Source organism: Herbaspirillum sp. DW155 (assembly GCF_037076565.1).
Lineage (GTDB): Bacteria > Pseudomonadota > Gammaproteobacteria > Burkholderiales > Burkholderiaceae_D > Herbaspirillum.
The window spans coordinates 3166373-3181542 of record NZ_AP029028.1; the positions used below are offsets into that span (position 1 = coordinate 3166373).

General features: G+C 63.5%; 12 protein-coding genes. 7 read left to right on the forward strand and 5 right to left on the reverse strand.

The features are described from left to right. Window positions 1-11: 11 nt before the first annotated feature. Window positions 12-638: a methylamine utilization protein gene (locus AACH55_RS14495; RefSeq protein ID WP_338715283.1), complete on the reverse strand. Its 627-nt coding sequence runs from the start codon at window positions 636-638 to the stop codon at window positions 12-14. Between the two features lie 276 nt (window positions 639-914). Continuing rightward, window positions 915-1532: a TetR/AcrR family transcriptional regulator gene (locus tag AACH55_RS14500; protein ID WP_338715284.1), complete on the reverse strand. Its 618-nt coding sequence runs from the start codon at window positions 1530-1532 to the stop codon at window positions 915-917. Between the two features lie 262 nt (window positions 1533-1794). Between AACH55_RS14500 and AACH55_RS14505 the strand changes: the two genes are divergently transcribed. The 3 genes from AACH55_RS14505 to AACH55_RS14515 all read left to right on the forward strand — a co-directional run bounded on the left by AACH55_RS14505 (window position 1795) and on the right by AACH55_RS14515 (window position 6292). Further along, window positions 1795-3297: an efflux transporter outer membrane subunit gene (locus AACH55_RS14505; protein WP_338715285.1), complete on the forward strand. Its 1503-nt coding sequence runs from the start codon at window positions 1795-1797 to the stop codon at window positions 3295-3297. A 140-nt stretch (window positions 3298-3437) separates the two neighbouring features. Continuing rightward, window positions 3438-4670, forward strand: coding sequence for an HlyD family efflux transporter periplasmic adaptor subunit (locus AACH55_RS14510; protein ID WP_338715286.1), 1233 nt, complete (start codon window positions 3438-3440; stop codon window positions 4668-4670). A 47-nt stretch (window positions 4671-4717) separates the two neighbouring features. Continuing rightward, a complete protein-coding gene (locus AACH55_RS14515) occupies window positions 4718-6292 on the forward strand; it encodes a DHA2 family efflux MFS transporter permease subunit (RefSeq protein ID WP_338715287.1) in 1575 nt (524 codons plus the stop codon). A gap of 19 nt (window positions 6293-6311) precedes the next feature. On the opposite strand, the gene AACH55_RS14520 is transcribed toward AACH55_RS14515, so the two are convergent. Then, entirely contained in the window at window positions 6312-7229 is a 918-nt protein-coding gene (locus AACH55_RS14520) for a LysR family transcriptional regulator (RefSeq protein ID WP_338715288.1), read from the reverse strand. 106 nt (window positions 7230-7335) lie between these two features. Between AACH55_RS14520 and AACH55_RS14525 the strand changes: the two genes are divergently transcribed. Next, window positions 7336-8325, forward strand: a complete 990-nt coding sequence (locus AACH55_RS14525; RefSeq protein WP_338715289.1) for an aldo/keto reductase — start codon at window positions 7336-7338, stop codon at window positions 8323-8325. Window positions 8326-8371: 46 nt separating this feature from the next. Beyond that, on the forward strand, window positions 8372-9295 hold the full coding sequence (locus AACH55_RS14530; protein ID WP_338715291.1) for a Gfo/Idh/MocA family oxidoreductase: 924 nt from the start codon (window positions 8372-8374) through the stop codon (window positions 9293-9295). A 57-nt stretch (window positions 9296-9352) separates the two neighbouring features. Here AACH55_RS14530 and fghA read toward each other — a convergent pair whose 3' ends face one another. Beyond that, window positions 9353-10204: an S-formylglutathione hydrolase gene (gene fghA, locus AACH55_RS14535; RefSeq protein ID WP_338715292.1), complete on the reverse strand. Its 852-nt coding sequence runs from the start codon at window positions 10202-10204 to the stop codon at window positions 9353-9355. A gap of 10 nt (window positions 10205-10214) precedes the next feature. Then, entirely contained in the window at window positions 10215-11321 is a 1107-nt protein-coding gene (locus AACH55_RS14540) for an S-(hydroxymethyl)glutathione dehydrogenase/class III alcohol dehydrogenase (protein WP_017450265.1), read from the reverse strand. A 197-nt stretch (window positions 11322-11518) separates the two neighbouring features. Here AACH55_RS14540 and AACH55_RS14545 point away from each other — a divergent pair, with 197 nt between their 5' ends. Continuing rightward, the gene (locus tag AACH55_RS14545; protein WP_338715294.1) at window positions 11519-11800 is read left to right on the forward strand and encodes a hypothetical protein; all 282 of its coding nucleotides are present in this window, start codon (window positions 11519-11521) and stop codon (window positions 11798-11800) included. 165 nt (window positions 11801-11965) lie between these two features. Further along, a complete protein-coding gene (locus AACH55_RS14550) occupies window positions 11966-15169 on the forward strand; it encodes an EAL domain-containing protein (RefSeq protein WP_338715295.1) in 3204 nt (1067 codons plus the stop codon). Window position 15170: the final 1 nt, after the last annotated feature.

Below are 15170 nucleotides of genomic sequence, written 5' to 3' on the forward strand. Positions count from 1 at the left end.
CTCGGCCGGGCTTACAGCGGTACCGCCTTGACGTTGAGTTTGATGATGGCCCGGCCTTCGCCCTGCACCTCCAGCGGCTGCTCCACGGCGGCCTGGTTCGGTCCCATGGTGAAGTACCAGGCCTTGAGCGCGTACCTGCCGTTGGGCATCCCCTCCAGCCGCACCACGCCGCTGCGGTCGCTCACGCCGAAATGCGGTGTATTGACCACCTGGACGTAGGCCACCATGTCGTCATGGATATTGCAGCCCAGCACCACGGTCCCGGCCTTGTCGAACACCACCGGACTGCCCGGCACACCGGAATAAAGCTTCAGTTCAAAGGTCTTGGCCGGCGAAAACGAATAGACGTGATGGCGCACGGTGTCGTGGTTGGGGAACAGGATGGGCGTACCCGTCTGCACCACCGTGACCAGCGGAATGAAGGTTTTGTTCTTCTGCTCGATCTCGACCTGGCGCGGTGGCTTGGCCGGTGCGGCGGTGCCACCGGCCGGCTCGGCATAGACCACGGCGTTGGGAACAGGCTGGCCGGCGCTGTCGAGCACCTGCACCGAGACGGCGGCCTGGGCGCCGAGCGGCCACGCAGCTGCCCACAACAGGAAGACGGCCAGGAAAGAGACCAAGAAGCGGGCACTGCGCATGTTCTGTTTCTGCATATCGCTGTGAGTGGGGAAATAAGGGCAACGAAACATCCGGCGGCGGCCCTGGCAATAGCGCACCCATCCAGCATTGTTTACCCGGCACTATACGCATGCGCTCAATTCTGACTATCGGGGAGTTTCTGACTTGCTGCAAGCCAATATACCAGAAGCCGACAGCCACCCCGGCGGCCGGGAGTCGCCCCGTCCGCCGTCTGCATCTTCAGTTTGACAATTATGCCCGTGAATTCCTGCGCCGGATTCACGCAGTGCCCGGCCTCACTGGCTGCGTTCAGCCGTCAGGTAGCCGATCACGGCGGGCAGGATTTCGGTGCGCACGCAGGTCGGCGAGACCCCGCCATAACCGGTCAGGACCACCGCCTTGATGAGCGCCTTCATGATGCGCTGGACCACAAAGGCAGCCACATCCAGGTCGGGCGGGGTCAGCATCGCGCGATGCTTATCCAGCACGCGGCGGATGGCTTCAAAGAAGCCCTGCTGGATCTCTTGCGACACCGGCAGGTTGTAGGCTGGGAATTCTTCTTCCAGGATCCGGTTGAGTTCCGGCTCCAGCAAATGGGCCGCCACCAGCGCGTTGATCAACTTCTCGAAGTCGCCCGAGAGCGTGCCGTTGGCATCGATATGCGCTACCACGTCCTGGAACAGGGTGAGCATGCGCGTGCTGTGGCGTTCGCGCAGGGCAAAGATCAGCGAATCCTTGTTGGGGAAATACTGGTACAGCGAACCGACGCTGATGCCCGCCGATTCGGCCACGAGATTGGTATTGGTCTTGGCGTAGCCACGCTCGACCAGCACGCGCGACATGGCATCAAGGATGGTATCGACCATCGCCCGCGAACGCGCCTGGCGAGGTTCTTTTCTGGGTTGCAGTTTCATTGGCAGATTTGGTAAGGAATTCGCCCGCCCCCGACGCGAATTCACAACATGAGTGAATGTTCGTATATCACAGTATAATACGAAAAATGAGTTTTTACTCGCCGACCTTCGGATGGTACTCGTAAATTCTGGCAAGCGCTTGTTGCCCCATCCTCCCGTTCCTGCGGGGCCTTGCAGCACATTGCAGGTCGTCCCGATCACCGCAGGTCGCAAAACTCGCCAAATAACTCGTATCGCCAAATATTTCTTCGTGGAGAATTCTATGAAACGCATCACCTCGCCCGACCCCCGGCCGCGGGCGAAGGCGGCCGGCGCCATGCTGGTTGCCCTGATCGGCGCCATCGGGCTGGCGGGCTGTGCCAGCTTCGCCGGCATCGGTAGCGACAAGCAGCCGGCACAGGCACGCGATTTCAGCACGCAGCAGAGCCTGTCCGATCCCAATCCCGGCGCGCCCCAGGGGCAATGGCCTGGCAGTGACTGGGTGCGCCAGTTCGGCGACGCCCAACTCACCGCGCTGATCGAGGAGGCGCTGGCCTCCAGCCCCAGCCTGCAACAGGCGCGCGCCCGCATTGCCGCGGCCGCCGCCCTGTCCGAATCGCGCGGCGCCCCGCTGCTGCCCGGCGTCGATGCGCAGGCGTCGGTAGTTCGCAACCAGTTCTCCAGTACCTCCATCTATCCGCCGCCTTATGGTGGCAACTGGTACAACGAGAAAAAAGCGGGCCTCAACGTCGGCTATGAACTCGATCTCTGGAACAAGAACCAGGCCGCCCTGGAACAAGCCATCTCCCGCGAAAAAGCCGCCCAGGCCAGCGAGCAGGAAGCGCGCCTGGCGCTGACGGCCTCCATCGTCTCGGTCTACAGCCAGCTGGCGGCCCAGTATGCAGTGCAGGACCTCCTGCAGCGTACCGTGCAGCAACGCAGCGCCCTGGAAACCATCACGGCAGACCGTGTACGCACGGGTCTGGACAGCCAGATCGAACGCAACCAGTCCCGTACCAGCAGCGCCGATGCGCGCGCCCAGCTGGAACAAAGCGCCGGCCAGATCGTGCTGCTGCGCCAGCAGCTGGGCGCCCTGACCGGCAAGGGCCCCGACCGTGGCCTGCAACTGGCGCCGCCCTCGCTGCAGAACCTGTCCACCCCGGCCCTGCCGGCCGACCTGCCGCTGAGCCTGCTGGGCCGCCGTCCGGACATCGTGGCTGCGCGCTGGCAGGTGGAAGCCGCCAGCCGGGGCGTGGACGTGGCCAAGGCGCGCTTCTATCCCAACATCAACCTGAGCGCCATGATCGGCTTCGACAGCCTCATCGACAGCAATCCCTTCACGGCGGCCAGCAAGAGCATTGCCTTCGGCCCGGCGGTCACGCTGCCGGTCTTCGAGGGCGGCGCGCTGCGGGCCGGGCTCAAGGGGGAATATGCCAACTACGAGCTGGCCGTGGCCACCTACAACAAAACCCTGAACGATGCCTACGCCGAGGTGGCGCGCCAAATTGCGGCGGTCCACTCCATCGACCGCCAGCTGCCGATCCGCCGCGAAGCCCTGCAGGCAGCCGAGCGTTCCTATGACCTGGCGCGCGAACGCTATCGTCTGGGCCTGATCTCGCAACTGACGCTGCTGTCCACCGAAACCAGCGTGCTGGCCCAGCGCCAGTCGCTGGTCGCCCTGCAAGCCCAGCGCCAGGACCAGCAGGTGGCGCTCTACAAGGCCCTGGGCGGCGGCTTCGACGCCCAGCAGGCCGGGCTGGCCTATGCCCCGGCGCAGTCGCGCTGAGCGCCTGCAAGGACTGCACCCGCCATTGAACTGAACCCAGCCCGCCACCGGCTTCTCCACCATGCCGCCGGTGACCGGGACGGCCCTGCCCTGTGGCAAGGCTGATCGACCGACTACAAAGAGATTGAACGGAGTCCTCCATGAGTGACAGCACCACCCAACAGAATCCGCCCACCAACGGCAACGGCAATGGAAACGGCAACGGCAAACGCAAGCGCCAGCTGTTCCTGCTGACCCTGCTCCTGCTGGTGATCGCCGCAGCCTGCTTCCTGTACTGGTTCCTGCATGCGCGCTTCTTCGAAGAAACCGATGACGCCTATGTCGGCGGCAACGTGGTCCAGATCTCGGCCCAGGTTGGCGGTACCGTCGTGGCCGTGAAAGCCGACGATACCCAGGTGGTCAAGGCCGGCCAGCCGCTGGTCGCGCTCGATGCCGCCGATACCAGGCTGGCCCTGGACCAGGCGCAGGCCGCACTGGCCCAGGCCGTGCGCCAGACCCGCCAGCTGTTCCTGAACAATGACACGCTGGCCGCCAACGTGGCCGCCGCCGAGACCAGCCTGGCGCGGGCACAGGAAGACCTGCAGCGCCGCCAGGCCGGCCTGTCCTCCGGCGCGGTCTCGCAGGAAGACGTCTCGCACGCCCGCGATGCCGTCAAGAGCGCCGTGGCAGCGCTGGACCAGGCGCGTGCGGCCGCAGCGGCCAACCGCGCGCTGACCGATCACACCAGCGTGACCGAACATCCCAACGTCTTGCAGGCCGCGACGGCCGTACGCAATGCCTATCTCAACTATGCCCGCGTGAATATCGTGGCGCCGGTCTCGGGCTTCGTCTCCAAGCGCTCCGTGCAGGTCGGCCAGCGCATCGCGGCCGGCAATCCGCTCATGGCCATCGTGCCGCTGGAACAGATCTGGATCGACGCCAACTTCAAGGAGAGCCAGTTGCAACACATCCGCATAGGCCAGCCGGTGGAAGTGATCGCTGACGTCTACGGCTCCAGCGTCAAGTACAAGGGCACCGTGATCGGTTTCTCGGCCGGAACTGGCGGCGCCTTCTCGCTGCTGCCGGCGCAGAACGCCACCGGCAACTGGATCAAGGTAGTGCAGCGCGTGCCGGTGCGCATCGCGCTGGACCCGGAACAGGTGCGCGCGCATCCGCTGCGCATTGGCCTGTCCACCACCGCCACCGTCGACATCCATGGCGACGGTCGGGCCCTGGAAGCGGTGCCGACCAATTACCAGACCAAGGTCTATGACGACCTCGGCAAAGAGGCCGATGCCATCGTCGAGCGCATCATCAGCGACAACGCCAGCGGCTTGCCGCAGCCGCACAAGAGCAAGGCGGCGGCCGCCCCCGTGATGGTGCCGCATACCTGAACCGATGCTGCCCTCACAGCACATCCACAGGACAATGACTGAGTTCCATGGCCACTAGCCCCACTCCCCCCAAACCCTACACGCCGCCGCCACCGCTGAGCGGTGCCAACCTGGTGCTGGGCACCTTGTCGGTGTCGCTGGCGGTGTTCATGAACGTGCTGGATTCCTCCATCGCCAACGTCGCCATTCCGACCATCTCGGGCAACCTGGGCGTGTCGGTCGATGAAGGCACCTGGGTCATCACGTCCTTTGCCGCTGCCAATGCCATCTCGATCCCCTTGACCGGATGGCTGACGCAGCGCCTGGGCGCGGTGCGCCTCTTCGTCACGTCGGTGCTGCTGTTCGTGCTGGCCTCCTGGCTGTGCGGACTGGCGCCCACCCTGCCCATCCTGCTGGCGGCCCGCGTGCTGCAGGGGCTGGTCGCCGGCCCCATGGTGCCGCTGTCGCAATCGCTGCTGCTGGGGGCCTACCCCAAATCGAAGTCCTCCTTCGCCCTGGCGCTGTGGGGGATGACGGCGGTGGTGGCTCCGGTGGCCGGTCCGGCGCTGGGCGGCTGGATCACCGACAGCTACACCTGGCCCTGGATCTTCTACATCAACATCCCGGTGGGCCTGATCGCGGCCGGCATCACGCTGGCCATCTACCGCTCGCGCGAGACCCCCACCCACAAGCTGCCCATCGACAAGATCGGCCTGGCGCTGCTGGTGACCTGGGTCGCGGCCTTCCAGATCATGCTGGACAAGGGCAAGGACCTGGACTGGTTCGCCTCGCCCACCATCGTCACGCTGGGCATCGTCGCGCTGATCGCCTTTGCCTACTTCGTGGTGTGGGAGCTGAACAATGACCATCCGGTGGTGGATTTGCGCCTGTTCGGCCGGCGCAATTTTGCCGGAGGTACCATCGCCATTTCCATCGGCTATGGCGTCTTCTTCGGCAACCTGGTGATCCTGCCGCAATGGCTGCAGCAATACCTGGGCTATCGCTCGATCGATTCGGGCCTGTCGACGGCACCCATCGGCATCTTCGCGGTGATCCTGATGCCGCTGATCGGGCGCTTCCTGCCGCTGGTGGATGCGCGCAAGGTGGCCACGGCTTCCTTCGTCGGCTTTGCCATCGTGTTCTGGCTGCGCTCGCGCTACAACCTGCAGGTGGACCAGATGACGGTGATCCTGCCGACGCTCTTGCAGGGCATCCCCACGGCCATGTTCTTCGTGCCGCTGACGGTGCTGCTGCTCTCGGGCCTGCCACCGGAGCGCATCCCGGCTGCCGCCGGCCTGTCGTCCTTCGTGCGGGTGTTCTGCGGCGCGGTCGGCACCTCCATCTCGACCACCGCATGGAACAACCGCACCATCCTGCATCACGCCCAGCTGACCGAACACGCCACGCCCTACAGCCCCTGGCTGCAGGAAACGGTCAACAACCTCAGCAGTACGCTCGGGCTGAATGCCGAACAGACGGCCGGGATGCTGGAGCGCACCATTACCTTCCAGGCAGCCATGCTGGGGATCAACGACATCTTCTATATCTCGGCGGTGATCTTCATCGTCATCATTCCGCTGATCTGGGTCATCAAGCCCTCCAAGGGCGGTGCCGGTGCGGCGGAGGCCTCAGCAGCCCACTGACGACGCTGCCTTGTCCCGGCTAACGCAGCCGGGACAGGCCATGCTGCAGCCGGATGATGTCGATGAGCTTGCGCAGCGCCGGATGCGCATGGCGCCGGCTGCTGTAGTACATGTGGAAGGGCTCGCTGGGGGCCGCCCACTCCTCCAGGATCACCTCCAGCGATCCTTCGTCGATTTCCCGGCTGATTCTTCCCTCCAGCAGATAGGCGATCCCGACCCCGGCCTTGGCCGCCGCGATGGTGGCGGCGGTATTGTTGATCGTCACCAGGCCCGGCACGCGGATGCGCCGTCGGTACTTGCCTTTTCCGAATTCCCACTGGTAGCTCGAATTGTCGCCCAGCAGCAGTTGCAGGCAGGTATGCTGCGCCAGGTCGTCCAGCGTGAGCGGCCGGCCGTGCCGGTCCAGGTACGCGGGCGAGGCCGCCGCCACCCAGCGATGCGCCCGCGTCAGGGGTGCGGTCACCATGCCCTCGGGCACATAGTGACCGTAGCGGATGCCGGCGTCATAGCCTTCGCTGACGATATCGATGGGCTTGTCATCGACCACGATGGTCAGCTTGACCTTGGGACACTGCCGCACGAACTCGGGAATGGCCGGCTCAATCAGCAGATGAGCGGCGTCGGCGAAGACGTTGATGCGCAGCTCGCCGAGGCTGCCTTCTGCCGAACTTTCCAGGTGGCTCAGCGCCACCGCGATCTGCTCGAAGCCCTCCTCCAGCCTGGACGCCAGTTCGCTGCCTGCGGCCGTGGGTGAGATGGCGCGGCTGGAGCGGTACAGCAACTGCGTATCGAGCCGCTCTTCCAGCCTCTTCATGGCGTGGCTGGTGGCCGAAGGCGTCAGACCCAGCTGGATCGCGGCCGCCTTGAAGCTGCCGGTGCGCAGGATCGTCACGAACACCCGCAGGTCAGAAAAATCGATATGGTCGAGCAGTGACATGGATGAATTTCAATCACTTCTAAAATGAATACTGCTCATCTTAAACCAGCCGCCTTCGCGCGTGTGAAACGGTATAACTACGGCTTTACGCTCACAAGGAACAGAGATGAAATCAAGACGCTTTGGCCGCACCGGCGCGCAGGTATCGGAGATTGGATTTGGCGCCTGGGCCATTGGTGGCTCGTGGGGCGACGTCTCGGCCCAGGATGCCAGGGCCGCCCTGCACGCCGCGCTGGACGCGGGCGTGAGCTTCATCGACACGGCCGACGTGTATGGCGATGGGCGCTCCGAACAGCTGATTGCCCAAGTCCTGAAGGAACGCGGCGGCGAGCGCCCGTTCGTCGCCACCAAGGCCGGTCGCCGCCTCTCGCCGCATGTGGCCAGCGGCTACAACAGCAAGCAAAACCTGACTGCCTTCATCGACCGTTCGCTGCAGAACCTGGAGGTAGATTGCCTGGACCTGGTGCAACTGCATTGCCCGCCTACCGAGGTGTATTACCAGCCGGAAGTGTTTGGCCATCTGGACGATCTGGTGGCGGCCGGCAAGATCCGCCATTACGGGGTGTCGGTAGAGAAGGTGGAAGAAGCGCTCAAGGCCATCGAATATCCGAACGTGAAATCGGTGCAGATCATCTTCAACATCTTCCGCCAGCGCCCGATCTCCCTGTTCCTGCAGGAAGCGCAGCGCCGCGATATCGCCGTCATCGCCCGCGTGCCATTGGCCTCGGGCTTGCTGACCGGCAAGATGAGCGCACAGACCACCTTTGCTGCTGACGACCATCGCCAGTTCAACCGCCACGGCGAAGCCTTCGATGTCGGCGAGACCTTCTCGGGCGTACCTTACGACGTGGCCCTGGGGGCCGTGGAGAAGATTCGCGCGCTGCTGCCGGAGGGCGTTCCCATGGCGCAATTTGCGTTGCGCTGGATCCTGATGGAAAACGGCGTAAGCACCGTCATTCCCGGTGCGCGCAACGTGCAGCAGGCCCAATCCAACAGCGCCGCCAGCGCGCTCCCGCCGATAACGGCCGAGCTGATGCAGGCGCTGCGCGAACTGTATCTGCACGACATTGCCCCACACGTGCATCAACGCTGGTAATCTGTGGCCCCTCCGCTTCATGTCATCAACAATAAACAAGGACACCATGAAACCCATCCAGCTCGCCATCGCCGGCGTCGGCAAGATCGTTTATGACCAGCATGCCCCTGCCATCGGCGGCAACCAGGATTTCCAGCTGGTGGCGACCGCCAGCCGCAACCACCGCATCGAGGGCGTGACCGCCTACAAGACCATGGCCGAGATGCTCGCCTCGGGCACGGCCATCGAGGCCATCTCGCTGTGCATGCCGCCGCAGTACCGCTATGAAGCGGCGCGTGAAGCCCTGCGCGCGGGCAAGCACGTCTTCCTCGAAAAGCCGCCCGGCGCCACCCTCTCCGAGGTGGAGTCATTGAAGAACCTGGCGGCCGAACAGGGCGTGACGCTGTTCGCCAGCTGGCACTCGCGCCATGCCCCTGCAGTGCAGGTGGTCAAGCGCCATCTGCAGGAGCATGCGCCGCGCAAGGTCAAGGTGATCTGGCGCGAAGACGTGCGCCACTGGCACCCCGACCAGGAATGGATCTGGCAGCCGGGCGGCCTGGGCGTGTTCGATCCGGGCATCAATGCCCTGTCCATCGTCACCGAGATCCTGCCGCAGGCGATGTTCCTGAAGCAGGCTGCACTGGAAGTGCCGTCGAACCGCCAGACCCCCATCGCCGCGCGCCTGGGCTTCACCGACGTGCTGGGCACCGATGTGCAAGCCGACTTCGACTGGCGCCAGACGGGTGAACAGACCTGGGACATCCTCATCGAGACCGACAGCACCCAGCTCCACCTGAAAAAGGGCGGACATGAACTGTCGATCAATGGCGCGCCGTGCGCACTGCCGGTGGAGGGCGAGTATCCCTCGCTGTATGCACACTTCTGCAAATTGATCCGGAATGGATCTTCGGATGTGGACGTGGCGCCGCTGCGGCATGTGGCCGATGCGTTCATGCTGGGGGAGCATATCGTCACGGACGCGTTCGTATAAAAAACGCGACTATCGGGCAATTGCCACTGCCCGATAGTCGCGTTGCGGACGGGTTGTTCAACCCATCAAATTCGCATGATGGAAGCGCAAATGATCTTCCACAAAACTCTCGATGAAGTAATACCCGTGGTCATAACCCGCATGCCGACGCAAGCTCAGCGGCTGTGACGCCTCCTTGCACGCTGCCTCGAAGCGTTCCGGCAGCAACTGCTCGGACAGGAATTTATCGGCCAGCCCCTGATCGATCAGAATGCCCTGCGGGAAAGGCGCATAAAGCTTGCGCATGAGTTCGCTGGCGTCATGTTCCTGCCAGCGCTCCTGATCCTCGCCGAGGTAGTGACTGAAGGCCTTCTGTCCCCAAGGGCAGTGCACCGGCGCGGCAATCGGCGCAAAGGCCGAGACCGAACGGTACAGCTCGCGGTGACGCAAGGCCAGTGTCAGCGCCCCGTGTCCGCCCATGGAGTGGCCAAAGATGCCCATGCGCTGCGGGTCGGCCGGGAAGTTCTCCAGCACGGCCTGGCGCAGGTCCTCGACCACGTAGCTCTCCATGCGGTAGTGCCGGCTCCAGGGCGCCTGGGTGGCGTCCAGGTAAAAACCGGCCGCCACGCCGACATCCCAGCTGTCGCTTTCCCCGGCAATGCCGGCCCCGCGCGGGCTGGTGTCACTGCTCACCAGGATCATGCCCAGCTCGGCCGCCACGCGCTGTGCGCCGGCCTTGATCATGAAGGTTTCTTCAGTACAGGTCAGGCCGGCCAGGTAGAACAGCACGGGCAGCTTCGCACCACCCTTGCTGCCCTGGGGCGGCACGAAGACCGAAAAGCGCATGTCCAGCCCGATGGCAGGCGAAGCATGCCGATAGAAGCCCTGCACGCCGCCAAAGCAACCGTGCTCGGAGAGGGTCTCCAGCATCGCGCTCTCCTCAGAACTCGACCACGGAGCGGATCGACTCGCCGCTCTTCATCAGGTCGAACCCTTCATTGATGCGTTCCAGCGGCAGCTTGTGGGTGATCAGGTCATCGATGTTGAGCTTGCCTTCCATGTACCAGTCAACGATCTTGGGCACGTCCGTGCGGCCGCGTGCGCCGCCAAAGGCCGAGCCCTTCCAGACGCGTCCGGTCACCAGCTGGAACGGACGGGTGGAGATTTCCTGGCCGGCAGCGGCCACGCCGATGATGATGGACTGGCCCCAGCCCTTGTGGCAGCACTCCAGCGCCTGGCGCATGGTGGTGGTGTTGCCGATGCACTCGAAGCTGTAGTCGGCGCCGCCATCGGTCATGCCGATGATGGCATCGACCACGTTGGGCACATCCTTGGGATTGATGAAGTCGGTCATGCCGAACTTGCGTGCCATGGATTCACGGGCCGGGTTCAGGTCCACCCCGATGATCTTGTTGGCGCCGACCATCTTGGCCGCCTGGATGACGTTCAGGCCAATGCCGCCCAAACCGAATACCACCACGTTGGCACCCGCCTCCACCTTGGCGGTAAACAGCACCGCACCCACGCCGGTGGTCACGCCACAGCCGATGTAGCACACCTTGTCGAAGGGCGCATCGGAACGGATCTTGGCCAGGGCGATTTCCGGCACGACGATGTAGTTGGAGAAGGTCGACGTGCCCATGTAGTGGAACAGCGGCTTGCCATCCAGCGAGAAGCGACTGGTGGCGTCCGGCATCAGGCCACGGCCCTGGGTGGCGCGGATGGCCTGGCACAGGTTGGTCTTCTGGGAGAGGCAGAACTTGCACTCGCGGCATTCGGGGGTGTACAGCGGGATGACGTGATCATCCTTTTTCAGCGACTTCACGCCCGGGCCGACGTCGACCACCACACCCGCGCCCTCATGGCCGAGAATGGCAGGGAAGATACCCTCCGGATCGGCGCCCGAGAGCGTGTAGTAGTCGGTGTGGCAGATGCCGGTGGCCTTGATCTCGACCAGGACTTCGCCGGCCTTGGGGCCGCCGAGTTCGACTTCCTCGATCGTCAAGGGCTTGCCTGCCTGCCATGCTACCGCTGCTCTTGTCTTCATAGGGATGGGTCCTTTGCTTGATGGGATGTGAAGTCAACCTCCTGGCCGGCATGCGGGCGCCGTCAGGAAATTCAGTAAAACGATGTTGCAAACGAAGCTACTGTCCGGACCGTATTATCGCATTGCAAACGAAAACGCATGAGTGGCGCTTTACATCTTCATGTTGATATCGTAACAAGTGAAAATTCACGTCTCACATGAAAATCACACTGTCGCGTTGCGGCGACGTTGCGGGCTGGATGACAAAGCCTTTGGCTTGCGGTAAGGTTGCTACAAAACAAACGATGGACGTGGCCGGCAATGCAGCCACTGATCGACACAAATCAAGTGCAAAAAGCAAGGACAAGCGCGGTCAAAGCGCTGCTGGAGACGAGATGGCAGATGAGCATCTCGCGTATCAACAAGTTGGGGGCATCCGCGACACTTTTGCATGGGCATTCACGCCGGGTGAATGCCCGGGGCTTGCTGCAGCGCCATGAGCGGTCATTGCGGCCATGGTGAAGGGCCACGGTTGCGCGGGTGCAGGGAACGCGCCAATTGCGTGAGAAGGCTGTCGAAACGGCCGTCCGGGATCTTTGCGGGCCAAGACGGCAGGCAGCGGCTGCCTGATGACAGGTGATGACAGGTAATGTGATATCGGTCACATGGGAAAACAGAACAAATCGCCGGGGCGCCCAGGCAACACCCTGAAGATCTTGCTGCTCTTCGTCGGCTTCGTCGGGTCGTTCATCGTCGTGCAGACCTGGTGGGAGATCCGCCAGGACCGCCAGCTGACCATCGACGCCGAGCGTTCCAGCTCGATGGCGGCCGTGCGCAGCGTGCAGGAACACGCCGAGCGGGTGTTTGGCGAACTGGACCGCCTGCTGTGGTCCAGCGCGGAGCACATCCATGGCGCCGGTCCCGATCTGCTGGACGATGACCAGGCCTTGTACCGCCTGCTGTCGGACGCCCAGCAGCGTCTGCCCACCGTGATGGTGGTGCGCTATATCGACCGCAACGGCCGTACCCGTGCAAGTTCGCTGCGCGCTTTCGATACCACCAGCATTCCGGAAGACCGCAAGCTGACCCACGTGGATGGCAACCCGGCACGGCCCAACCTGTTCGTGGGCCAGCTCATGCGCAGCCGCTACAACCGCGAGCTGGTGCTACCCGTGGCCATGAATCTGTACGACTGGAGCAACCGGCCCATCGGACTCCTGGTGGCCGAGCTGAAGGCCTCGACCTTCTTCGAGTTCTACAAGCGCATCACCAATTTCGAGTCCATCGTCTCGCTGCGCACCGATAGCGGCTCGATGATGCTGCGCTCGCCGTTCGAGGAGCGCTGGCTCAACGTCAGCCTGGCCGATGCCAGGAGCATGGCGCGCATCCGCGCCGGGGCCGAAGAAGGCGCGTTCGAAGAGGTTTCGTATCTGACCGGGGAACCCCTGCTGTTCTCCTACAAACGGCTGGACAAATGGTCCCTGGTGGCAGTCTATGCGCGGCGCATGGAAGACGTGCTGGCACCCTGGCGCAGTCGTACCGAAAACCGCATTTTGCTGACCACGGGCATCCTCGGCTTCATCCTCATCGCACTGATTGCCTTCTTGTTGTACTACCGCTACCAGCGCCGCCTGGACCGCGCGCTGTCCTCCAGCGAATACCGCTACCGCAAGCTCTACGAGGAAGGCAGCGATCCCATCGTTCTGATCTCTTCCGAGCTGCGCTATCTGGACTGCAATGCCGCGGCGCTGCGCTTTTTCGGCGTACCCGACAAGGAGCGCATCATCGGCCGCAAGGTCGGACTGTTCTCGCGCCAGAAGGCACACCAGCCCGACCAGCCCGACATCGACGAACTGGTCGGGCGGGTTTTGTCGGGCCAGCCGCAGCAGTTCGAATGGGTGACGGTACGCCGCAACAAGATCATCCACACCGACGTCACCCTCAACCGTGCCGAATTCGAGCGCGGCTATGCCATCTTCGCCATCCTGCGCGACATCAGTGCCCGCAAGCGCGCCGAGCTGCTGCAGAGCGAACAGAACCGGGTCCTGCACATGGTGATGGCCGATGAAGACCTCGATACCATCCTCAATGAAATCGTCGGCTTTGCCGATGCCCAGATTCCTTATGGCGCTTCCAGCGTGATGCTGGTCAACGAACAGGCCTCGCACTTCACCTCGGTATTGAGCAAGCGCTACCCGCCGCGTCTGCTGCGCGCCCTGCAGGGGATGCCGATCCGCCACGGCTGCGGCGTGGCGGCCGAAGCCGCCTTGCGGCGCGGGCCCTGCATCGTCACCGATATCGCCCGCGATCCGGTGACCGAGCATCTGCGCGTGCTCATCGACGTGGAAATCTATCCCTCCTGCGGCGCCTGGCCCATCATCGGCAAGGAAGGCCAGTTGCTGGGCGTGTTTGCCGCCCTGCTCAAGGAAAACCAGGCCCCGAGCAACGAATACCTGCAACTGGCCAACATCGCTGCCGACCTGGCCAGCGTGGCCATCGAGAGCCGCCGCGCCGACGAGCGCATCCGCCACCTGGCGCACTACGATGAGCTGACCGGCCTGCCCAACCGCTTCCTCTGTACCCAGCACGTCTCCAACGCCATCACCCACGCCGAGCACCGCAACGGCATGGTGGCGGTGCTGCTGATGGACCTGGACCGCTTCAAGAATATCAACGACACCTTCGGCCACGAAGCGGGCGAAGCGGTGCTGCAGGAAATCGCCCTGCGCTTTCGCAGTACGCTGCGCGAACTGGACATCCTGGCGCGCGTGGGTGGGGATGAATTCATCGTGCTGGTGGACGACTTCGACGATCCTCTGCAATTGGGCGAGATCGCGCAGAAGTTGCTGGCCGAGGCGCGCAAGCCCTTCATCATCGATGGCCAGGAAGCCATGCTCTCGGCCAGCATCGGCATTGCCACCTACCCCGGCGATGGCGACAACGCGCAGACCCTGATCAAGAACGCCGACATCGCCATGTACCGCGCCAAGCACCATGGCAAGGACGACTATCGATTCTTCTCCGATGAGGTCAACACCAACACGGTGGAGCGCATCGCGCTGGAAGCCGAGCTGCGCCGTGCCATCGAGCGCGCCGAGTTCGTGGTGCATTACCAGCCCAAGATCAACCTGGCCAGCGGCAGTATCGTCGGTGCCGAGGCTCTGGTGCGCTGGCAGCATCCGGTGCGCGGCCTGGTGCCGCCCGGGGAATTCATTCCGCTGGCGGAAGAAACCCGGCTGATCGACCAGATCGGTCTGGCAGTGCTAGACGTGGCCTGCCATGACATCGGGCTGATGCTGGAACGCGACCTGGTATGCGGACGCATTTCCATCAACCTGACCGGCAGCCAGTTCGGTGACGCGCGCTTGCTGGACGATATCAAGAGCGTGGTCCAGCACCACGGCACACCGCCGTCCTGCCTGGAATTCGAGATCACCGAGAGCATGGTGATGCACAACCGCGACCGTGCCATCGCCATCATGGATGGCATCCGTGCAGAAGGCTTCACCATCTCCATCGATGACTTCGGCACCGGCTATTCCTCGCTGGCCTACCTGAAGCGTTTCCCCGTCAATACGCTGAAGATCGACAAATCCTTCATCAACGACATCCCCGACGACGCCAACAGCAGCGCCATCGTGCAGGCCATCATCGCGATGAGCCACGCCCTGAACCTGAAGGTGGTGACCGAAGGCGTGGAGACCGAGAAACAGTTGCAGGCCCTGCGCGAATTCGGTTCGGATGAATACCAGGGCTATTACTTCAGCAAGCCGGTGCCCTATGCGCAGTTCCTGCAGATGCTGCTGGTGCAGCAGCAGGCCGCGCGCCAGGCCGGCCAGATGCTGGTGACCGAGGGTGACCCGCCCTGAG